Here is a 20,270-nt window from a genome sequence, read left to right as displayed (position 1 = left end):
TCCCCGTCGCCGGTGCCTCAATCCCGACCGCACCGGCACGCACATCCAGGCAGAGAAGGTGGAACCCCCATGTCGGCCCTCGACACCCTCCATATCGACGGCACCTGGCGCGCGGCCGCATCCGGCGCCACACGCGAGGTGCTCGACCCCGCGGACGCCACCGTCCTGGCGCTCGTGGCCGAGGGGGACGCCGGGGACACGGACGCCGCCGTGGCCGCCGCGCGCCGCGCCTTCGACTCCGGGCCCTGGCCCCGGACCCCGGTGGCCGAGCGCGCGGAACTGCTGCGCCGCGTCGCCGAACTGCTCCAGCGCGACCGCGAGGAGATCGCGCTCACTGAGAGCCGCGACACCGGCAAGACCCTCGAAGAGGGCCGCGTCGACGTCGACGACGTGACGGCGGCCTTCCGCTACTTCGCCGGCCTCGTGGAGCACGAGAGCGGCGGCCGGGTCGTCGACGCGGGCGACCCGCGGGTGCACAGCGTCGTGGTGCACGAGCCCGTCGGCGTCTGCGCGCTGATCACCCCCTGGAACTACCCCCTGCTCCAGGCGTCCTGGAAGGTCGCCCCCGCCCTCGCCGCGGGGAACACCTTCGTCCTCAAGCCCAGCGAGATCACCCCGCTGTCCACCGTCCACCTGATCCGGCTGCTGGCCGAGGCGGGGCTCCCGGAGGGGGTCGCGAACCTCGTCACCGGCGCCGGCGACCCCGTCGGGGCCCGGCTCTCCGAGCACCCCGGCGTCGACCTGGTCTCCTTCACCGGGGGACTGGCCAGCGGCACCAAGGTCGCCCGGGCCGCCGCCGCGACCGTGAAGAAGGTCGCCCTGGAACTGGGCGGCAAGAACCCCAACGTCGTCTTCGCCGACGCCTGCGCCACCGACGAGGGCTTCGACACCGCCGTCGACCAGGCGCTCAACGCCGCCTTCTTCCACAGCGGCCAGGTCTGCTCGGCCGGCGCCCGCCTCATCGTCGAGGAGTCCGTCCGGGAACGCTTCGTCACCGAACTCGCCCGCCGCGCCGCCGCGATCAGACTCGGCCGCGGCACCGAGGACGGCGTGGAGTGCGGCCCCCTCGTCTCCGCCCAGCAGCTCGCCAAGACCGAGATGTACGTCGCCTCCGCCCGCGAGGAGGGCGCCGTCGTCCGGGCCGGCGGCTCCCGCCCCGAGCCCTCCGCCGTGCGCCCGGCCACCGGCTGGTTCTACTCGCCCACCGTGCTGGACGCCTGCCACCGGGAGATGCGGGTCGTCCGCGAGGAAACGTTCGGCCCGCTGCTGACCGTCGAGACCTTCCGCGACGAGGACGAGGCCGTCGCCCTCGCCAACGACACCGAGTACGGGCTCGCCGGAGCGGTGTGGACCGCCGACGCGGGCCGCGCCCGGCGCGTCGCCGGACGGCTGCGCCACGGCACCGTCTGGATCAACGACTACCACCCGTATCTGCCGCAGGCCGAGTGGGGCGGCTTCGGCAGGTCCGGCACCGGCAGGGAGCTGGGTCCGGCGGGGCTCGCGGAGTACCGCGAGGCCAAGCACATCTACCAGAACCTCGACCCCCGCCCGCAGCGCTGGTTCGCGGGCTGACCCACCCCGGACCTCTGCCGCACCGACCTCACGCGCACCGTTTTCCCAGGAGGAGCACCACCCATGCCACCGCCGTCCGCGACCACCCGCCCCGATCCGGCGGCAGCCGACTATGTGATCGTCGGAGGCGGCACCGCCGGCTCGGTGATCGCCTCGCGGCTCGCCGAGGACCCCTCGGTCACCGTCACCCTCGTCGAGGGCGGCCCGTCCGACATCGACCGCCCCGACGTGCTCACGCTGCGCCGCTGGCTGGGCCTGCTCGGCGGCGAGCTGGACTACGACTACCCGACCACGGAGCAGCCGCGCGGCAACTCCCACATCCGGCACAGCCGGGCCCGGGTCCTCGGCGGCTGCTCCTCGCACAACACGCTCATCAGCTTCAAGCCGCTGCCCGGCGACTGGGACGAGTGGGCCGGGGCGGGCGCCACCGGCTGGGACGCGGCGGCCATGGAGCCCTACTTCGGCAAGCTGCGCAACAACATCGTCGCCGTGGACGAGAAGGACCGGAACGCCATCGCCCGGGACTTCGTCGAGGCCGCCCGTGAGGCCGCCGGGGTCCCCCGCGTCGAGGGGTTCAACGAGCGGCCGTTCCACGAGGGCGCCGGATTCTTCGACCTCGCCTACCACCCGGAGACCAACAAGCGCTCCTCCGCCTCCGTCGCCTACCTCCACCCGCACATCGAGGCCGGTGACCGCCCCAATCTCCGCATCCTGCTGGAGACCTGGGCGTACCGGCTGGAGCTGGACGGCACCCGCGCCACCGGCGTGCACGTCCGCGCCGCGGACGGTACGGAGACGCTGCTGCGGGCCCGGCGCGAGGTGCTGGTCTGCGCGGGCGCCGTCGACACCCCCCGGCTGCTGCTGCACTCCGGCATCGGCCCCCGCGAGGACCTGGAGGCGCTGGGCATCCCCGTCGTCCACGACCTTCCGGGCGTGGGGGAGAACCTGCTCGACCACCCCGAGTCGGTGATCGTCTGGGAGACCCACGGGCCCATCCCGGAGAACTCGGCGATGGACTCGGACGCGGGCCTCTTCGTCCGCCGGGACCCCGCGTCCAGCGGCCCGGACCTGATGTTCCACTTCTACCAGATCCCGTTCACCGACAACCCCGAGCGGCTGGGCTACGAGAAGCCCCCGTACGGGGTGTCGATGACCCCCAACATCCCCAAACCGCGCAGCCGCGGCCGGCTGTACCTCACCAGCGCGGACCCGGCGGTGAAACCGGCCCTGGACTTCCGCTACTTCACGGACGAGGACGACTACGACGGCCGCACGCTGGTGGACGGCATCAAACTCGCCCGCGAGATCGCGAAGACGGAACCCCTCGCCCACTGGCTGAAGCGCGAGGTGGCCCCCGGACCGGAGATCACCTCGGACGAGGAACTCGGCGAGTACGCCCGCAAGGCGGCCCACACCGTCTACCACCCGGCCGGCACCTGCCGGATGGGCGCCGCGGACGACCCGCTCGCCGTGGTCGACCCGCACCTGAGAATCCGGGGCCTGGAGGGCATCCGGATCGCCGACGCCTCCGTCTTCCCGACCATGACCGCCGTCAACCCGATGATCGGCGTGCTGATGGTCGGGGAGAAGTGCGCGGACCTGCTCGCCGACCCGACGACCCCGGGAGATGACGCGCGATGAGCGCCGAGAAAGCCGACCCGCCGGCCACGCCGGCCGCCCCAGCCACCGCCGAGACCGCGCAGACCGCGCAGACCGCGCAGACCGCGGAGAAGGCAGCCACCGCGGCCCCGGCCGGGGGCCCCGCCGCCCCCGCCGACCCCGCCGTACCCGTGTTCTCCGTCCGCGGCCTGTGGAAGGTGTTCGGGCCCGGCGCGGACAAGATCCCCGGCAGTGCGCACGCGGACCTCTCCGCCCGCGAACTGCGCGAGCGCACCGGCTGCACCGCGGCCGTCCGCGACGTCTCCTTCGACGTCCACCGGGGCGAGGTCTTCGTCGTCATGGGCCTCTCCGGCTCCGGCAAGTCCACCCTCGTCCGCTGCCTCACCCGGCTGATAGAACCCACCGGCGGCACCCTCACCATGGACGGCGAGGACGTGCTCGCCATGGACCGCGCCCACCTGCGCGACCTGCGCCGCCACCGGGCGTCGATGGTCTTCCAGCACTTCGGGCTGCTGCCGCACCGCACCGTCCTCGACAACATCGCCTACGGCCTGGAGATCCAGGGGATCGGCCGGGCCGAACGCCGGGCCAGGGCGGCCGCCATGGTGGAGAAGGTCGGCCTGACCGGGATGGAGCACCGCCGCCCCGGCCAGCTCTCCGGCGGCCAGCAGCAGCGCGTCGGCCTCGCCCGCGCGCTCGCCGTCGACCCCGAAGTGCTCCTCTTCGACGAGCCGTTCAGCGCGCTCGACCCGCTCATCCGGCGCGACATGCAGGAGGAGGTCATCCGCCTGCACCGGGAGGAGGGGCGGACGATGGTGTTCATCACCCACGACCTCAACGAGGCGCTGCGCCTCGGCGACCGCATCGCGCTGATGCGCGACGGCCGCATCGTGCAGCTCGGCACCCCCGAGGAGATCGTGAGCTCCCCGGCCGACGACTACGTACGGGACTTCGTCCGCGACGTGCCCCGCGAACAGGTCGTCACCGTACGGAACGCCATGCGGCCCGCCGAGGACGGCGAGGGCCGGTCCGGGGAGACGGTCGCCCCGGACACCACGGTCGCCGAGGCGGTCGGGACCGTCGCCCGCTCCGGCGCCCCCGTGCGCGTCATGGAGGGCGGCCGCTGCCTGGGCGTCGTCGACGCCGGGTGCCTGCTGGCCGCGATAGCCGGCGAGAAGGCGGTGGCGGCCCGATGAGACCGCGATCCGCGACCCGGCACCTGCCCGGGACGGCCGGGCCCCGGCCCCGCCCCCGGCTCCGGCCGGCCCGCCCGGCCCGTGCCCCACAGGGGGCGGCGGCATGAGCGCGACCACCTCCCCGGCCACGGCACCGGCCGGCCCCGGCACCGGCGGCCCGCCGGGGGAGCCCGGGCAGCCGGAGAAGACCAGCACCGCCGGGCGTACCGGGGCAGCCGTCGCCCGTCTGCCCCGCCTGCCCGCCGGCAAGGCGGTCATGCTCGCCGCCGTCCTGCTCGTCCTGCTGTCCCTGGCCGCCGCGACCGAGTTCACCGGCACCTGGCCGGCCGCGCTCCGGGCCGAGCTCTCGGAGCCGCTGAACGGGCTCAGCGACTGGATCATCGACAACCGGGACACCCACCCCCTCTTCCTGTACTTCCTCCTGCACCTCAGCAACACGGCCACCGCCTCCGTCGACGCGGTGTACCAGCTGCTGCTGTCACTGGGCTGGCTCGGGGTGACCGCCGGCGGGGTCCTCCTCGCCTGGCGGGCCGGCGGCCTCGCGCACCGCAAGGGGCTGCGGACCGCCGCCACCGCCCTCGGGGCCTTCGCCGCCTGCGGACTGCTGGGCATGTGGGAACCCGCCGTGCTGACCCTGGCCCTGATGATCGTCGCGGTGGCCGTGGCGGCCGTCATCGGTGTGCTGCTCGGGCTGGCCGCCGGCCTCTCCGACCGCGTCCACCGGCTGCTGCGCCCGGTCCTGGACACCATGCAGGTGCTCCCGGCCTTCGCCTATCTGCTGCCGTTCGTGCTGGTCTTCGGCATCGGCACGCCCGCCGCCCTGTTCTCCACCGTCATCTACGCCGCGCCGCCGATGGCCCGTCTCACGGCCCTCGGGCTGCGCGGCACCGACGCGGCGGTGCTGGAGGCCTCGGCCTCGCTCGGCGCGAACCCGCTCCAGCGGCTGCTGACCGTCCGCATCCCGCTGGCGCGCAAGGACATGCTCCTCGGCCTCAACCAGACGATCATGATGGCGCTGTCCATGGTCGTCATCGCGGCGCTGGTCGGAGCCGGCGGTCTCGGCGAGGAGATCTACCAGGCGCTGTCGACCGTCGACGTCGGCCAGGCGCTCGCCGCCGGCATCCCGATCGTCCTCATCGCGATCTGGCTGGACCGCACCACCGCGGCGGCCGGAGCGCGGCTGGACGACACCGGGCGCACCGCCGGGCCGCGTCTCCTGCGCGGGCCGGCCGCCTGGGCCGCGGTCGTCGCCGGTACGGCCGCCCTGGCGGTGGCGGGCCGGTTCCTGACCACCGCGGAGTGGCCGGCGGCGTGGACGTACGACATCTCACCGGCCGTCAACGACTTCAAGAACTCGGTCATCGCGCAGCTCCGGGACGGCCTGCCCGTCGTCGGCGGCACCGAGGTGTGGGCGGGCGCCTTCACCGACTGGGTGCTGAACCCGCTGCACGACGGCCTGGTGGCGCTGCCCTGGTGGCTGGTCCTGCTGCTGGTCGCCGCGCTCGCCCTGGCGGTGGGCACCTGGCGGACCGCGCTCACCGCGGTGCTCGCGATGGCCGCGATCGGCGTCATGGGGGTGTGGCCGGAGTCCCTCAACACCCTGTCCCAGGTCCTCGCGGCCCTGGTGGTGACCCTGCTGCTCGGCTTCGCCACGGGCGTCCTCGCGGCCCGGGTCCCCTGGGTGGACCGCTCGCTGCGGCCCGTCCTCGACGCCATGCAGACGATGCCGCAGTTCGTCTATCTGATCCCGGTGGTGGCGCTGTTCGCGGTCGGCCGGGTCGCCGCCATCGTCGCGGCCGTGGTCTACGCGCTCCCCGCCGTCGTCCGGATCACCGCCCAGGGGCTGCGGCAGGTGGACCCCGCCGCGGTGGAGGCCGCCCGCTCCCTGGGGGCGAGCGGCACCCAGCTGCTGCGCCAGGTGCAGCTGCCACTGGCCCGCCCGGCCCTGCTGCTGGCCGTCAACCAGGGCATCGTCCTCGTCCTCGCCGTGGTCATCGTCGGCGGCCTGGTCGGTGGCGGAGCCCTCGGCTACGACGTCGTCTACGGCCTGTCGCGCGGTGACCTCGGCGTCGGACTGGTGGCCGGAGCGGCCATCGTCTGCCTCGGCCTGGTCCTGGACCGGGTCACCCAGCCCACCACCGCCCGGCGGAAGGACACCTGACCACCGCCGGCCGCCGCACGGCGCTCCCGCACCAGCGGTCTTCACGCGCCTCACGCACCAACGCTGTTCACGCACCCATGGATAAGGAACCTCTTATGCGCACCACCGAACGAACCCGCAGAACCGCCACCGCCGTCGCCGTCGCGGGCGGGATGCTGCTGCTCAGCGCGTGCGGCGCCGCCGACACGGGCGCGCCGGACTCTGCGGGCGGCGGGAAGAAGACCGTCCGGCTCACCGTGCCGTCCTGGGTCGGCGCCGAGGCGAACGTCGCCGTGGCCAAGCACCTGCTGGAGAGCGAACTCGGCTACAAGGTCAAGGCGCAGCAGATGGGCGAGGTCCTCGCCTGGGACGCGCTCAGCAAGGGGAACATCGACGCCATCCTGGAGGACTGGGGCCACCCCGAGCAGGAGCAGAAGTACATCGAGGAGAAGAAGACCGTCGTCCGGGCCGGTGACCTCGGCGTCACCGGGCACATCGGCTGGTTCGTCCCCAAGTACTTCGCCGACGAGAACCCGGACGTCACCAACTGGAAGAACCTCAACAAGTACGCCGACGAGCTGAGCACCTCGGAGACGGGTTCGAAGGGCCAGATCCTGGAGGGCTCGCCCGACTACGTCACCAATGACGAAGCGATCATCAAGAACCTGGACCTGGACTTCAAGGCCGTCTACGCGGGCAGCGAGGCCGCGCAGATCACCGAGATCCGGAAGAACGTCAAGGACAAGAAGCCCTTCCTGACGTACTGGTGGACCCCGCAGTGGCTGAACGCCGAGATCGACCTGGTCGAGGTGGAGCTGCCGGAGTACAAGGAGGGCTGCGACAAGGACCCGAAGAAAGTCGCGTGCGCCTACCCGGACACCCCGCTGCAGAAGTTCCTCAACGCCGACTTCGCCGAGAACGGCGGCGAGGCGGCCGAGTTCCTGAAGAACCTCAAGCTGACGACCGAGCAGCAGAACGAGATCGCGAAGATGATCGCGGGCGAGAAGATGTCGCCGGAGGCCGCCGCCGAGAAGTGGACGAAGGCCAACCCGGACGTCTGGAAGGCCTGGATGCCGTAACCCCTGCGATGCCGTAACCCCCGCCTCCGCGAGCCCTCGCCGGCCGCGGAGCCGCCGGGGTGCGGAAGACGGCGCGGGCCGGGCCGCCGGGAGACCGGTGGCCCGGCCCGCGCCGTCGTTGCGGGAGGCGCCGGCCGCGGGGGCCGTCAGTGGCGGCCCGGCTGGTAGACGCCCGGCAGGGCCCGGGTGGTCACGGCGATCCGGTTCCAGGCGTTGATGGTGAGGATGAGCGCGATGAGCTGGGCCAGTTCGGCCTCCTCGAACTGCCCGGCGGCCCGCTCGTACACCTCGTCCGGGACGCCGCCGGGAAGCAGGGTGACCGCCTCGGTGAGCGCGAGTGCCGCCCTTTCCCGCTCCGTGTAGTAGCCGGTGGCCTCCTCCCAGGCGTTCAGCAGGTAGATGCGGTCCTCGCGCTCACCGGCCGCGCGGGCGTCCTTGATGTGCATGTCCAGGCAGAAGGCGCAGTGGTTGAGCTGTGAGGCGCGGATCTTGACCAGCTCGGCCAGCACCGGGTCCACGCCCTCGGAGGCGGCCCGGTCGAGGGCCACCATGGCCCGGTAGACGCCGGGGGCCAGCTTGGGCAGGTTCATCCGGGGCCCGCCGAGGCTGCCCCCCGCCTTGCCCGCTGCCCTGCCCTCCGCCGTGCCGGCCGGTGCCGCGCCGCTCCCGGCCCCCGCGCCGTCCGTGCCCCCGGTGCCGTCCGTGCGGCTCTGCGTCTCCGTCGTCGTGTTCGTCATGACAGGAACGGTACGAGCCGAGTGGCTCAGGTGTATGGGCCATTTCACCGCTCTGTGCACGGGCCAATCACGACGGGTCCGCCGCGGTTCCGGCAGCACATCCGGCGGCGGGCGGACATCGGACGGACATCCGGACGGGCGTCGGGCGGACGTCGGGCGGCGGTTCGGAAACGGCTCTGCCGCACCCATTGACGCCTTCCGATGCACAGCCTACGTTCGTTTCACTCTCCGCACACTCGTGCGCATAGCGAACAACTACAGGGTCACCGGTCTCCGCCGGCCCCTCACACCCGGGAGTCCTTATGCACCACCGGCTTTCCAGACTCGTCATCGCGGCGGCGACCGCCGTCGCGCTGGCCGGATGCGGTTCCTCGGCCTCCTCCGGCGACGACGCCGAGGCGGGGGACGGCGGCACCGCGCAGGTGAAGGTCGGCGTCATCCCGATCCTCGACGTCGCCCCGATCTACCTGGGCGACAAGCAGGGCTTCTTCGAGGACCGGGGCATCGACCTGACGCTGGAGAGCGGCCAGGGCGGCGCGGCCATCGTGCCCGGCGTGGTCAGCGGCCAGTTCCAGTTCGGCTTCTCCAACGTGACCTCGCTGATGGTCGCCCACTCCAAGGGCGTGCCGATCCAGTCGGTCGCCAACGGCGTGGCCTCCACCGGCAAGGACGGCGCCGACTTCGGCGGCGTGGCGGTCCCGGAGGACAGCGCGCTCAAGTCGGCCGAGGACCTGGCCGGCAAGAAGGTCGCCGTCAACACGCTGAAGAACATCGGCGACACCACCGTCCGTGAGTCGGTGCGCAAGGCCGGCGGCGACCCCGGGGACATCGAGTTCACCGAACTCGCCTTCGACCAGATGCCCGCCGCCCTCTCCGAGGGCCGGGTCGACGCCGCCTGGCTGGTCGAGCCCGCGCTCTCCATCGCCAAGGCCCAGGGCGCCCGCGTCATCGCCTCCAACTTCGTCGACACCGCCCCGGACCTGACCGTGGCCACGTACTTCACCTCCGCCGAGATCGCCAAGGAGGACCCGGAGCTGGTGAAGAAGTTCACCGAGGCGATGAACGAGTCCCTGCGGTACGCCGACGAACACCCCGACGAGGTCCGCGACATCCTCGCCACCTACACCAAGATCGACGCCGAGCTGGCGAAGTCCCTGACCCTGCCGCGCTGGCCCACCGAGGCCAACCGTGCCTCGATCGAGAAGCTGGCCGAACTCGGCAAGAACGACGGCGTATTCACCAAGGCCCCGGATCTGGACGCTCTCTTCCGATGACCTCCACCACCCTGCCCGGGGAGACGAGGCCGGCCGGCCCCGGCCGCCTCGGCCCGGTGCTGCGCGGCCTGGCCGGGCTCGCCGGCCTGGCCGCGCTGCTCCAGGTGCTGCCGCTCACCGGCCTCGTCTCCGCCGACTACCTGCCCACCACCACCTCCATCCTCGGCGCGTTCACCCAGCTTCTCGGCGAGCCGGGATTCTGGACCGCGCTCGGCGACACCCTGACCGGCTGGGCGCTCGGCCTGGCCGTCGCCGTCGCCGCCGGCGTCGTGCTCGGCATCGTGATCGGCTCCGTCCCCGTGCTGCGCGCGGCCACGGCCTCCACCATCGAGTTCCTGCGGCCGATCCCGTCCGTGGCGCTCATCCCGGTGGCCGTGCTGCTCTACGGCACCGACCTCCGCTCCACCCTGCTGCTCGTCGTGTACGCCGCCTTCTGGCAGGTCCTCGTCCAGGTGCTGGCCGGGGTCCACGACGTCGACCCGGTCGCCGACGACACCGCGCACAGCTACCGGCTCGGCCGCTGGGGCCGCGTCCGGTACGTGCTGTGGCCCACGGCCCTGCCCTACGTCATGACCGGGGTGCGGCTGGCCGCGGCCGTCGCGCTCGTCCTCGCCATCACCGCCGAACTCATCATCGGCACCCCGGGCCTGGGCAAGCAGATCGCCGTCGCGCAGAACTCCGGCGCCGTCCCCGAGGTCTACGCCCTCGTCCTCGTCACCGGACTGCTGGGCGTGGCCATCAACCTCGCGGCCCGCGCGGTCGAGCGGCGCACCCTCTTCTGGCACCAGTCGGTCCGCGGCAAGGAGGCACCGTGATCCTGTCGGCCGCCAAACGGGCGCTGACCGTCCTCGGCCTGCCCGCCGTCCTCTTCACCGTCTGGTGGTTCACCACGGCGGACAGCACCGACTTCTACTTCCCCGCGCTGCGGGACATCCTCGCCGCCTTCGGCACCGTCTGGACCGGGGAGCGGCTCGCCACCGACGTGCTGCCCAGCCTCGTCCGGCTCGCGGAGGGCTATCTCCTCGCCTCCGCCGCGGGCATCGCGCTCGGCGTGCTCATCGGCACCAAGCCGGCCGTGCGCGACGTCCTCGAACCGGTCCTGGAACTCTTCCGGGCCATCCCGCCGCCCGTCCTCGTCCCGGTGATCATGCTCTTCGCGGGCATCGGCGACACCATGAAGGTCCTCGTGATCGCCAGCGGCTGCCTCTGGCCGGTGCTGCTCAACACCGTCGAGGGCGTCCGCTCCGCCGACGAGGTCCTGAGCGACACCTGCCGCGCCTTCGGCATCACCGGCTTCGCCCGGCTCCGGCACTTCCTGCTCCCCGGCGCCGGACCGCAGATCGTCACCGGTATGCGCCAGGCGCTCTCCATCGGGATCATCCTCATGGTCATCAGCGAGATGTTCGCGGCGAGCAACGGCCTCGGCTTCACCGTCGTCCAGTTCCAGCGCAGTTTCGCCATCCCCGAGATGTGGAGCGGCGTACTGCTCCTCGGCATCCTCGGATTCCTGCTCTCCCTGCTCTTCCGGCTCGTGGAGAACCGGGCCCTCGCCTGGTACCACGGCCTGCGCCGGGCCCAGAGGTCGTCATGACCGGCGGCCGGCTGCCCGTTTCCCCCAAGGAGGCGTCGATGCTCGACGTACGAGGTCTGCGCAAGACCTACACCGCCCGCGGCCGCACCGTCGAGGCCGTCCGCGACCTGACCTTCCACATCGCGCCCGGCGAACTCGTCTGCCTCGTCGGCCCGTCCGGCTGCGGCAAGACCACCCTGCTCAAGTGCATGGCCGGGCTGCTCGCCCCGACCGGCGGCGAGGTGCTGCTGCGGGGCCGCCCCGTGACCGGACCGCCGGAGGGCATGGCCGTCGTCCTCCAGGAATACGGCCGCTCCCTCTTCGCCTGGATGAACGTCCACGACAACGTGGGCCTGCCGCTGCGCCGCAAGAAGATGTCCAGGGCGCGCCGCGAGGAACTCGTCGACCACGCGCTGGAGCTCGTCGGCCTCTCCGAGGCACGCGACGCGTACCCCTGGCAGCTCTCCGGCGGTATGCAGCAGCGCGTCGCGATCGCCCGCGCCGTGGCGTACGAGCCACAGGTGCTGCTGATGGACGAGCCGTTCGCGGCCGTCGACGCGCAGACCCGCGCCGAACTGGAGGACCTCATCCGCCGGCTCTGGCACGAGCTGGGGGTCACGGTGCTCTTCGTCACCCACGACATCGACGAGGCCGTCTACCTCGGCCAGAAGACGATCATCCTCTCCAAGTCGCCGACCGTCGTGCAGGAGGAACTCGTCATCGACCTCCCCGACGAGCGCGACCAGTTGCACACCCGCTCCAGCGCCCGCTTCGGCGAACTGCGCGCCCACGTCTACGAGCAGATCCAGCGCGCGAAGAACGGCGCCGCGCCGGAGCCGGGGAGCGGAACCGCGGGACACGGAAAGGGCGCGGCGCCCGGAGGAGGGGGAGAGGCCGGAGAATCCGGGGCAGCCGGAGAGCCCGGAGAGTCCGGAGAAGACGCGAAGACGGTGAAAAGCTCCGGCTTGACACCGGAATCGGCCAAGTCCTAACGTCCGCCCGGGATCTGCGCGGGATCCGCGCAGGTCAACGGGGCAAGGAGAACGATGACGGACAGCGGTACGGACAGCAGCGGTACGGACGGCGGCCCGGACGGCGGGCGCGGCCCGCACTTCGTCCAGTCGCTGGAACGCGGCCTCGCCGTGATCCGGACGTTCAGCGCCGAGACACCCGAACTGACCCTCACGGAGGTCGCCAAGGCCACCGGCCTGAGCCGGGCCGCGGCCCGCCGCTTCCTGCTGACCCTGGCCGATCTCGGCTACGTGCGCTCCGACGGCCGGCTGTTCCGCCTCACCCCCCGGGTCCTCGACCTGGGCTACCCGTATCTGTCCAGCCTCTCGCTGGCCGACGTGGCGGCGCCGCACCTCGAACAGCTCGTCGCCACCGTGCGCGAGTCCTCCTCGGCGGCCGTCCTCGACGGCGAGGACATCGTGTACGTCAGCCGCGTGCCCACCCGCCGGATCATGACCGTGTCCATCAGCATCGGCACCCGGTTCCCCGCCTACGCCACCTCCCTCGGCCGGGTCCTGCTCGCCGGGCTCCCGCCCGCGGAGCGGGAGGCGTTCCTGGAGCGCGCCGCACTCGCCCGGCTCACCCCCCGGACGATCACCTCCCGGGAGGACCTGGCGGCCGAGCTGGAGACGGTGCGCGCCCAGGGCTGGAGCATCGTCGACCAGGAACTGGAGCTCGGCCTGATATCGGTCGCCGCGCCGGTCCACGACGAGCAGGGGCGCGTGGTCGCGGCCATCAACGTCTCCACCCACGCCAGCCGGGCCACCCCCGAGTCGATCCGGCAGGACCTGGTGCCGGTCCTGCTGGACACCGCCGCGGGCATCGAGGCCGATCTGCACAAGAACAGCCGGTCCTGAACCGACGCCGCCCCGGCCGCCCCCGGTAGGGTCCGGGGCCATGGAGGAACCCAGGCCCGCCGCCACCGGCTCCGATCTGCACCTGGACCTCCCGGCCCCGGGCGGCGCCGGAGTGCGGGACGCCCTCATCACCGCCCTGCGCGAGGCCGTGCGCGGCGGCCGGCTCGCCCCCGGCACCCGGCTGCCGTCCTCCCGCTCCCTCGCCGCGGACCTCGGCCTCGCCCGCAACACCGTGGCCGGCGCCTACGGCGAACTCGTCGCCGAGGGCTGGCTCACCGCCCGCCAGGGCTCCGGCACCCGCGTCGCCCTCCGCGCCGACCCCGTACCGCCGCCCGCCGGCCGCTCCGTCCCGGCCGCCCGGACGCCGCGCCGCCGGGTGCACAACCTGCTGCCCGGCTCACCCGACCTCTCCGCCTTCCCGCGCGCCGCCTGGCTCGCCGCCGCCCGCCGCGCCCTCGCCGCGGCCCCGGCCGACGCCTTCGGATACGGGGACCCGGCCGGCCGGCCCGAGCTGCGGCACGCCCTCGCCCACTACCTCGCCCGGGCCCGCGGCGTGCGCACCGCCCCGGAACGCATCGTGATCTGCGCGGGGTTCGTCCAGGGCCTGATGCTGCTGAGCCGCGCGCTGAGGGCCATGGGCGCGGAGGCCGTGGCCGTCGACTCCTACGGGCTCGACTTCCACTGGTCCCTGATCCGCGGCGAGGGGCTGCGCACCGTACCGCTGCCGAAGGACGGACAGGGCACCCGGGTCGGGGAGCTGGACCACCGGCGGGACGTCGGCGCCGTGCTGCTCACCCCGGCGCACCACTTCCCCACCGGGATGCCGCTCTCGCCGGAGCGCCGCTCCGCCGTCGTCGACTGGGCCCGCCGCACCGGCGGTCTCGTCCTGGAGGACGACTACGACGGCGAGTTCCGCTACGACTGCCGGCGCGTCGGGGCGCTGCAAGGACTCGACCCGGAACGGGTCGTCCACCTCGGCACGGCCAGCAAGAGCCTCGCCCCCGGGCTGCGGCTGGCCTGGATGGTGCTGCCGCAGCACCTGGTCGGCGAGGTCCTCGCCGCCAAGAACCCGGCCGAGGAGATGACCGGCACCCCCGACCAGCTGATCCTGGCCGAGTTCATCACCGGCGGGGGCTACGACCGCCATCTGCGCTCCATGCGGCTTCGCTACCGGCGGCGCCGCGACCGGCTCGTCGCGGCCCTCGCCGAGCGGGCCCCGCACATCCCCGTCACGGGCATCGCGGCCGGCCTGCACGCCGTGCTCGAACTCCCGCCCGGCACCGAGGAGCGGGTACTGCGGGCCGCCGCCTGGGAGGGCCTAGCCCTGGAGGGCCTCAGCCGCTACCGCCACGACCCGGGGCCCGACCCGGGGCCCGTCCCGGTGCCCGGCCCCGACGGCCTCGTCGTCGGCTACGGCACGCCGCCGGAGCACGCCTTCACGGCCGCCGTGGACGCCCTGTGCCGCGTCCTGCCACCGGCACTCTGAGCAGTCGGCCGGAACCCGGGCACCGCCCCGCCCTCAGGCCGCCCGCAGCTCGGCCCGGAGCCGGTCCAGCCCCCAGTCCAGGTCCTCCTTGGAGATCACCAGCGGCGGCGCGAGACGGACCGTGGCCCCGTGGGTGTCCTTCACCAGCACACCGGCCCGCAGCAGCCGCTCCGAGAGCTCCCGGCCGGTGCCGTTCCGCGGGGCGATGTCCACACCGGCCCACAGCCCGCGGCCCCGTACCGCCTCGACCAGGCCCTCACCGGCCATCGCCTCCAGCTCCCGGTGCAGATGCCCGCCGAGCTCCGCCGCGCGCCGCTGGTACTCGCCGGTCCGCAGCAGCTCGATGACCTCCAGGGCGACCGCGCAGGCCAGCGGGTTGCCGCCGAACGTCGAACCGTGCTCGCCCGGCCGGAACACCCCCAGCACCTCCCGCGAGGACACCACCGCGGACACCGGCACCACACCGCCGCCCAGCGCCTTCCCCAGCAGGTACACGTCCGGGACGACACCATCGTGCTCGCAGGCGAAGGTGCGGCCGGTGCGCCCCAGCCCGGACTGGATCTCGTCCGCGACGAACAGCACGTTCCGGGCCCGGGTCAGCTCCCGCACCCCCGCCAGATAGCCCTCCGGCGGCACCAGCACCCCCGCCTCGCCCTGGATCGGCTCCAGCAGCACCGCGACGGTGTCCTCGCCGATCGCCGCCTCCAGCGCGGCCAGGTCCCCGTACGGGACGATGTCGAAGCCGGGGGTGTAGGGGCCGTAGTCGGCGCGGGCCTCGGGGTCGGTGGAGAAGCTGACGATGGTGGTGGTGCGGCCGTGGAAGTTGTCCGCGGCGACGACGATCCTGGCCCGCCCGTCCGGCACGCCCTTGACCCGGTAGCCCCACTTGCGGGCCGTCTTCACGGCCGTCTCCACCGCCTCCGCACCCGTGTTCATCGGCAGCACCATGTCCATGCCGCACAGCTCGGCCAGCCGCTCGCAGAAGTCGCCGAACCGGTCGTGGTGGAAGGCCCGTGAGGTGAGGGTGACCCGGTCCAGCTGCTCCCGGGCCGCGGCGATCAGCCGCGGATGCCGGTGGCCGAAGTTGAGTGCCGAGTAGCCGGCCAGCAGGTCGAGATACCGCCGCCCCTCCACGTCCGTCACCCAGGCCCCCTCGGCGGTGGCCACGACGACGGGCAGCGGGTGGTAATTCCGTGCGCTGTGGGCCTCTGCGGCGGCGATACTGCGTTCCGTACGCGCTGTCACGGCTTCTCCATTCGGTGGCCCGGGGGGAATGCGAACTCTTTCTATCGCTGATCGGCCACCGGGCGAAACAATCTCTCCGAGCGGCTTCCGGATCGGGGGACCGGGAGCCCTCGCACACCTGAGACAATGGGCCCATGGCCCTTGATCGACCTCGTGTGCTCTCCGGTATCCAGCCCACCTCCGGTTCGTTCCACCTGGGGAACTACCTGGGCGCGGTCCGCCAGTGGGTGGCCCAGCAGGACACCCACGACGCGTTCTACATGGTGGTGGACCTCCACGCGCTCACCGTCGTCCAGGACCCGGAGGCGCTGCGCGCCGACTCCCGGGTCGCCGCGGCGCAGCTGCTCGCCGCCGGCCTCGACCCGGAGCGCTGCACGGTCTTCATCCAGAGCCACGTCCCGGAGCACGCGCAGCTCGGCTGGGTGCTGAACTGCCTGACGGGCTTCGGCGAGGCCTCGCGGATGACGCAGTTCAAGGACAAGTCCGTCAAGCAGGGGACCGACCGGACCACCGTCGGCCTCTTCACCTACCCGGTCCTCATGGCCGCCGACATCCTCCTCTACCAGTCGGACGCCGTCCCGGTCGGCGGCGACCAGCGGCAGCACCTGGAGCTGACCCGGGTCCTCGCCGAGCGCTTCAACGGCCGCTACGGCGAGACGTTCAAGGTCCCCGACGCCTTCATCGTCCCGGAGACCGCCCGGATCACCGACCTCCAGGACCCGGCGCTCAAGATGAGCAAGTCCTCCTCCACCCCCAAGGGCATCGTCAATCTGCTGGACGAGCCCAAGGCCTCCGCGAAGAAGATCAAGAGCGCGGTCACCGACACCGACACGGTGATCCGCTACGACGAGGAGAACAAGCCCGGCGTCAGCAACCTCCTCACCATCTACGCCGCGCTCACCGGCGCCACCGTGGCGGACCTGGAGCAGCGGTACGAGGGCAAGGGCTACGGTGCGCTCAAGACCGACCTCGCCGAGGTGTACACGGAGTGGGCGACCCCCTTCCGCGACCGCACCCGGGAATATCTGGACGATCCGGAGACGCTGGACTCAATCCTGGCCAAAGGTGCGGAGAAGGCCCGCGCCGTGGCGGCCGAGACGCTCGCGCGGGTCTACGAGCGCGTCGGCTTCCTGCCCGCCAAGCACTGAGCGAGCCCCGAAGGAGCCGGTACGTCCGGGACAACGACACCAGCAGAGGAGAACGACGTGGGGACCGTAACGCTCGGCGTTTCGATCGCGGTCCCGGAGCCGTACGGCAGCCAGCTCCAGGAGCGGCGCGCGGGCTTCGGGGACACCGCCGCGCACCACATCCCGACCCACGTCACCCTCCTTCCGCCCACCGAGGTCGACGCCGCCCTGCTGCCGGACTTCCGCCGCCATCTCGCGGAGGTGGCGGCCGGCGGACGTCCGTTCGCGATGCGGCTGGAGGGCACCGGCAGCTTCCGGCCGGTCTCGCCCGTGGTCTACGTCAAGCTGGCGGAGGGCATGCGGGAGTGCTCCGAGCTCCAGGAACTGGTGCGCTCCGGCCCGGTGGTACGGGAACTCCAGTTCCCGTACCACCCGCATGTGACCGTCGCCCACGGCATCGCCGACACGGCGATGGACCGGGCCCTGGTGGAGCTCGCCGACTACACCGCCGCCTGGCTCGCCTCCGGCTTCGCCCTCTACGAACAGGGCACGGACGGGCAGTGGCGGATGCTGTGCGAGTACCCCTTCGGCCGGGACGCCACGGCCTCCGGCCGGCAGGTGCGCCCCTCCCCGGCCGGCGCGGCAGCCGCCTCCTTTCCGCGCCCCTGAGGACGCCGCGCGCGAGGTCCCGCCCCCGTCCCCGGAGGACGCCCCCGCGGACGCGGACGGCCCCGCCCCCGGGGAGCTCCGGAGGCGAGGCCGGGAAGGGGGGCGCTGAGCCCGGCCGCCGGCGCACCCCCTGACCGGCCGGGTCCTCGCCGCGTGCGAACCGGCTCAGACGGTGATGACCCGGCGCCCGCGCGTGTGACCGGCCTGGCTGTCGATGTGCGCCGCGGCGGCCTCGGCCAGCGGGTACGACCTCTCGACCGGGATGTGGAGCGCGCCCTCGGAGATGAGGCGGGCGGCCTCGGCGAGCGCGTCCGTCATGCTCCCGGCCGCTCCGGAGAACCGGACACCGTGTTCTCGTGCCGCGGGATCGGCGATGGTGATCACCTTCTGCGGATCCCCGGTCAGCTCGACCAGCTCGCGGAGCACGCCCGAGCCGGCCAGATCGAGAGCCGCGTCGACACGGCCCAGCCGCCGCACCCGCTCGGCCCAGCCCTCGCCGTACGTCGTGGCGACGGCACCCAGGCCGCGCAGATAGTCCTGGTTCGCGGCCCCGGCCGTGCCGATCACCGTGATGCCGCGGTCGCGGGCGATCTGCAGAACCGCCGATCCGACGCCCCCGGAGGCGCCGTTGACGAGCAGCGTCTGCCCGGGGGTCACACCAGCCTCGCGGATGATGCGCAGCGCGGTCTCCATCACCGAGGGGTACCCGGCCGCCTCCTCGAAGGTCAGGCCCCCGGGCACCCGGGCCCAGGCCGACAGCACGGCGAACTCGGCGTAGGTGTCGGTGCCAACGCCGAACACGGGGTCGCCGATCTCGACCCCTTTGACGCCCTCGCCGATCTCGTCCACCACCCCGGCGGCGTCCTGACCGACTCCGGCGGGCAGCGCGAGCGGACTGATCTGCTGGAACTGGCCCTCCCGGATCCTCCAGTCGACGGGGTTCACGCCCGCCGCCCGTACGGCGATGCGTATGCGGCCGGGGCCCGCGTGGGGCTCCTCGGCATCCATGAGGCGCAGGACGTCGGGACCGCCGAATTCGGCGAAGCTCACTTTCTTCATGCCGATACCGTAACACTAACCGTTAGTCTTATTGAACGGTTACAGATTTGTATCTGATAGTTTCAGGCCATGACCGAGCCGACCGGACGCCGTGAGCGCAAGAAGGCCGCGACCCGCCAGAAGATCGCCGACACCGCCCTGCGGCTCTTCCTGGAGCGCGGGTACGACGCGGTGGGCATCCGTGACGTGGCCACCGAGGCCGACGTGGCCGTCACCACGGTCTTCTCGCACTTCGCCTCGAAAGAGGCCCTGGTGTTCGAGCAGGACGAGGACTTCGAGCAACGCCTCCGGCAGGCGGTGACCGGCCGGGCGCCGCACGAGCCGCTCATCCCCGCGCTGCGCCGCGAGATCCAGGCCCTGGTACGCCATTGCGCGGCGGACGGCGCCGCCCCGGTCTGGCGCATGGTCGACGAGACCCCCGCCCTGCGGGAGTACGAGGAGTCGATGATGCTCCGCCACGCGGAGTCGCTGGCCGCGGCCATCGCCGGCGAACCCGGCCCGCCCCGGACCACCACGGCCTGCCGGACGATCGCCAGATTCGTGGTCGACGCCTTCTCCCTGGCCCGTGAGGCGACCGATCCGGAGGCCGCGGTGGACGAGATCTTCCGGATGATCGAGGCGGCCTGGGAGGCCGCACGCCCTCCGGAGCGGACACCGGCCCCCGTCCCCCCGGGAACGGCGGGGGCGGGCCGCGGATGAGCCCCGCACACCCGGACCACCGGGCGCGCTGAGGCGGCGCACCGTTCAGGTTTCCCGGTGCCCCCGTGCGCGGCCGGCGGCCGGAGGGGGTAGGCGACCGCCATGGACTGGCTGAAGAGACTCCCCGTGGTCGGCCCCGCCGCCACCCGGCTGCTGCGGACGCACGCCGGGCGCGCCTATCAGCGGCTCGACGAGGTGCACTGGGACCGCCTCGCCGCGGCCATCACCTTCTTCAGCTTCATCGCGGTCTTCCCGCTGCTCAGCCTGGGCGCCTCGATCACCGCCGCGCTCCTCGGCCCGGCCCAGGTGCGCGAACTGCAGCGGCAGGTGGCCGAGCAGGTGCCCCTCTCCGCCGAGCGGCTCGACCTGGCCGGGCTGGTGACGAACGCCGGCGCGGTCGGCCTGATCTCCGGCAGTGTGCTGCTGGTGGTCGGCACCCGCTGGGTGGGCTCGCTCCGGGAGTGCCTGCGCACCGTCTGGCTGAAGGAGGAGGACCCCGGCAACCCCGTGGTGCTCCGGCTCAAGGACATCGCCGTGCTCCTGGGCCTGGCGGTGACCGGGCTGTGCGCCGTGGCCGGCTCGGCGTTCGCCAGCAGTGCCGTCGGCTGGGCCGCCGGACGGCTCGGGCTCGACGAGGGCGGCGTGGGCAGCGTGCTGCTCTTCCTCGCCGGACTGGGCATCGGGATCCTCGCGGACTTCCTGATGCTGTCGTATCTGCTGACCAGGCTGCCGCAGGTGCACCCGGAGCGCCGCGCCGTGATCTTCGCCGGACTGATCGGCGCGGTCGGTTTCGAACTGCTGAAGCTGCTGCTCAGCAGCTATCTGCAGGGTGTGGCCGGCAAGAGCATGTACGGCGCCTTCGGCGTGCCGGTCGCCCTGCTGCTCTGGATCAGCCTCATGGCCCGGCTGCTGCTGTACTGCGCCGCCTG

Annotated in this window: 17 protein-coding genes and 1 pseudogene; 15 read left to right on the top strand and 3 right to left on the bottom strand. The window is 72.9% G+C overall.

What is annotated here, in order from left to right:
* Positions 1-69 precede the first annotated feature (69 nt).
* The 5 genes from SXIN_RS11720 to SXIN_RS11700 all read left to right on the top strand — a co-directional run bounded on the left by SXIN_RS11720 (position 70) and on the right by SXIN_RS11700 (position 7,607).
* Positions 70-1,572 (top strand): aldehyde dehydrogenase family protein, encoded by a 1,503-nt coding sequence (locus SXIN_RS11720; RefSeq protein WP_019710441.1) that lies wholly within the window; start codon positions 70-72, stop codon positions 1,570-1,572.
* Between the two features lie 63 nt (positions 1,573-1,635).
* Complete coding sequence (locus tag SXIN_RS11715) at positions 1,636-3,213, top strand: GMC family oxidoreductase (protein WP_019710440.1); 1,578 nt, start codon at positions 1,636-1,638, stop codon at positions 3,211-3,213.
* On the top strand, positions 3,210-4,388 hold the full coding sequence (locus SXIN_RS11710) for a quaternary amine ABC transporter ATP-binding protein (protein ID WP_019710439.1): 1,179 nt from the start codon (positions 3,210-3,212) through the stop codon (positions 4,386-4,388). The genes SXIN_RS11715 and SXIN_RS11710 overlap by 4 nt, the downstream gene beginning before the upstream one ends.
* Positions 4,389-4,491: 103 nt before the next feature.
* A complete protein-coding gene (locus tag SXIN_RS11705) occupies positions 4,492-6,549 on the top strand; it encodes an ABC transporter permease subunit (protein ID WP_095756956.1) in 2,058 nt (685 codons plus the stop codon).
* Positions 6,550-6,644: 95 nt separating this feature from the next.
* On the top strand, positions 6,645-7,607 hold the full coding sequence (locus tag SXIN_RS11700) for an ABC transporter substrate-binding protein (protein ID WP_019710437.1): 963 nt from the start codon (positions 6,645-6,647) through the stop codon (positions 7,605-7,607).
* 146 nt (positions 7,608-7,753) lie between these two features.
* Here the strand turns inward: SXIN_RS11700 and SXIN_RS11695 are convergent, their stop codons facing one another.
* Positions 7,754-8,197, bottom strand: a complete 444-nt coding sequence (locus SXIN_RS11695) for a carboxymuconolactone decarboxylase family protein (RefSeq protein WP_039822738.1) — start codon at positions 8,195-8,197, stop codon at positions 7,754-7,756.
* A 449-nt stretch (positions 8,198-8,646) separates the two neighbouring features.
* Between SXIN_RS11695 and SXIN_RS11690 the strand changes: the two genes are divergently transcribed.
* From SXIN_RS11690 to pdxR, 6 genes are read left to right on the top strand one after another with little or no spacing between them, the layout of a single operon-like run.
* The gene (locus tag SXIN_RS11690) at positions 8,647-9,618 is read left to right on the top strand and encodes an ABC transporter substrate-binding protein (RefSeq protein ID WP_019710435.1); all 972 of its coding nucleotides are present in this window, start codon (positions 8,647-8,649) and stop codon (positions 9,616-9,618) included.
* On the top strand, positions 9,615-10,433 hold the full coding sequence (locus SXIN_RS11685; protein WP_019710434.1) for an ABC transporter permease: 819 nt from the start codon (positions 9,615-9,617) through the stop codon (positions 10,431-10,433). Before SXIN_RS11690 ends, SXIN_RS11685 begins: the two co-directional genes overlap by 4 nt.
* Positions 10,430-11,209, top strand: coding sequence for an ABC transporter permease (locus tag SXIN_RS11680; protein ID WP_019710433.1), 780 nt, complete (start codon positions 10,430-10,432; stop codon positions 11,207-11,209). Before SXIN_RS11685 ends, SXIN_RS11680 begins: the two co-directional genes overlap by 4 nt.
* A gap of 38 nt (positions 11,210-11,247) precedes the next feature.
* The gene (locus SXIN_RS11675) at positions 11,248-12,180 is read left to right on the top strand and encodes an ABC transporter ATP-binding protein (RefSeq protein WP_019710432.1); all 933 of its coding nucleotides are present in this window, start codon (positions 11,248-11,250) and stop codon (positions 12,178-12,180) included.
* 54 nt (positions 12,181-12,234) lie between these two features.
* Positions 12,235-13,056, top strand: coding sequence for an IclR family transcriptional regulator domain-containing protein (locus tag SXIN_RS11670; protein WP_019710431.1), 822 nt, complete (start codon positions 12,235-12,237; stop codon positions 13,054-13,056).
* 40 nt (positions 13,057-13,096) lie between these two features.
* The gene (gene pdxR / locus SXIN_RS11665; protein WP_095756955.1) at positions 13,097-14,542 is read left to right on the top strand and encodes a MocR-like pyridoxine biosynthesis transcription factor PdxR; all 1,446 of its coding nucleotides are present in this window, start codon (positions 13,097-13,099) and stop codon (positions 14,540-14,542) included.
* 33 nt (positions 14,543-14,575) lie between these two features.
* On the opposite strand, the gene rocD is transcribed toward pdxR, so the two are convergent.
* On the bottom strand, positions 14,576-15,787 hold the full coding sequence (gene rocD, locus SXIN_RS11660; RefSeq protein ID WP_039822726.1) for an ornithine--oxo-acid transaminase: 1,212 nt from the start codon (positions 15,785-15,787) through the stop codon (positions 14,576-14,578).
* A gap of 134 nt (positions 15,788-15,921) precedes the next feature.
* Here rocD and trpS point away from each other — a divergent pair, with 134 nt between their 5' ends.
* Both trpS and SXIN_RS11650 read left to right on the top strand, forming a co-directional pair.
* A complete protein-coding gene (gene trpS / locus SXIN_RS11655; protein WP_039822724.1) occupies positions 15,922-16,935 on the top strand; it encodes a tryptophan--tRNA ligase in 1,014 nt (337 codons plus the stop codon).
* A gap of 57 nt (positions 16,936-16,992) precedes the next feature.
* A complete protein-coding gene (locus SXIN_RS11650) occupies positions 16,993-17,583 on the top strand; it encodes a 2'-5' RNA ligase family protein (protein ID WP_019710427.1) in 591 nt (196 codons plus the stop codon).
* A gap of 165 nt (positions 17,584-17,748) precedes the next feature.
* On the opposite strand, the gene SXIN_RS11645 is transcribed toward SXIN_RS11650, so the two are convergent.
* Positions 17,749-18,642 (bottom strand): NADP-dependent oxidoreductase, encoded by an 894-nt coding sequence (locus SXIN_RS11645; protein WP_019710426.1) that lies wholly within the window; start codon positions 18,640-18,642, stop codon positions 17,749-17,751.
* Positions 18,643-18,711: 69 nt separating this feature from the next.
* Between SXIN_RS11645 and SXIN_RS11640 the strand changes: the two genes are divergently transcribed.
* Both SXIN_RS11640 and SXIN_RS11635 read left to right on the top strand, forming a co-directional pair.
* The gene (locus SXIN_RS11640; RefSeq protein ID WP_019710425.1) at positions 18,712-19,341 is read left to right on the top strand and encodes a TetR/AcrR family transcriptional regulator; all 630 of its coding nucleotides are present in this window, start codon (positions 18,712-18,714) and stop codon (positions 19,339-19,341) included.
* 102 nt (positions 19,342-19,443) lie between these two features.
* Positions 19,444-20,220: pseudogene (locus tag SXIN_RS11635) on the top strand (YihY/virulence factor BrkB family protein); the annotation flags it as partial.
* Positions 20,221-20,270 lie beyond the last annotated feature (50 nt).

It is taken from the genome of Streptomyces xinghaiensis S187 (assembly GCF_000220705.2).
Taxonomy (GTDB): Bacteria; Actinomycetota; Actinomycetes; order Streptomycetales; family Streptomycetaceae; genus Streptomyces; species Streptomyces xinghaiensis.
Note: the sequence above shows the minus strand (reverse complement) of the source record. Positions and strands in the feature narration are given on the sequence as shown.

Bases quoted from the DNA above. Each gene is read 5' to 3' on its own strand.
- SXIN_RS11715 (WP_019710440.1), top strand. From the start codon at position 1,636: ATGCCACCGCCGTCCGCGACCACCCGCCCCGATCCGGCGGCAGCCGAC.
- SXIN_RS11705 (WP_095756956.1), top strand. From the start codon at position 4,492: ATGAGCGCGACCACCTCCCCGGCCACGGCACCGGCCGGCCCCGGCACC.
- SXIN_RS11640 (WP_019710425.1), top strand. From the start codon at position 18,712: ATGACCGAGCCGACCGGACGCCGTGAGCGCAAGAAGGCCGCGACCCGC.
- SXIN_RS11720 (WP_019710441.1), top strand. From the start codon at position 70: ATGTCGGCCCTCGACACCCTCCATATCGACGGCACCTGGCGCGCGGCC.
- SXIN_RS11700 (WP_019710437.1), top strand. From the start codon at position 6,645: ATGCGCACCACCGAACGAACCCGCAGAACCGCCACCGCCGTCGCCGTC.
- pdxR (WP_095756955.1), top strand. From the start codon at position 13,097: ATGGAGGAACCCAGGCCCGCCGCCACCGGCTCCGATCTGCACCTGGAC.
- SXIN_RS11690 (WP_019710435.1), top strand. From the start codon at position 8,647: ATGCACCACCGGCTTTCCAGACTCGTCATCGCGGCGGCGACCGCCGTC.
- SXIN_RS11645 (WP_019710426.1), bottom strand. From the start codon at position 18,642: ATGAAGAAAGTGAGCTTCGCCGAATTCGGCGGTCCCGACGTCCTGCGC.
- SXIN_RS11710 (WP_019710439.1), top strand. From the start codon at position 3,210: ATGAGCGCCGAGAAAGCCGACCCGCCGGCCACGCCGGCCGCCCCAGCC.
- SXIN_RS11685 (WP_019710434.1), top strand. From the start codon at position 9,615: ATGACCTCCACCACCCTGCCCGGGGAGACGAGGCCGGCCGGCCCCGGC.
- SXIN_RS11695 (WP_039822738.1), bottom strand. From the start codon at position 8,197: ATGAACCTGCCCAAGCTGGCCCCCGGCGTCTACCGGGCCATGGTGGCC.
- SXIN_RS11675 (WP_019710432.1), top strand. From the start codon at position 11,248: ATGCTCGACGTACGAGGTCTGCGCAAGACCTACACCGCCCGCGGCCGC.
- trpS (WP_039822724.1), top strand. From the start codon at position 15,922: ATGGCCCTTGATCGACCTCGTGTGCTCTCCGGTATCCAGCCCACCTCC.
- SXIN_RS11670 (WP_019710431.1), top strand. From the start codon at position 12,235: ATGACGGACAGCGGTACGGACAGCAGCGGTACGGACGGCGGCCCGGAC.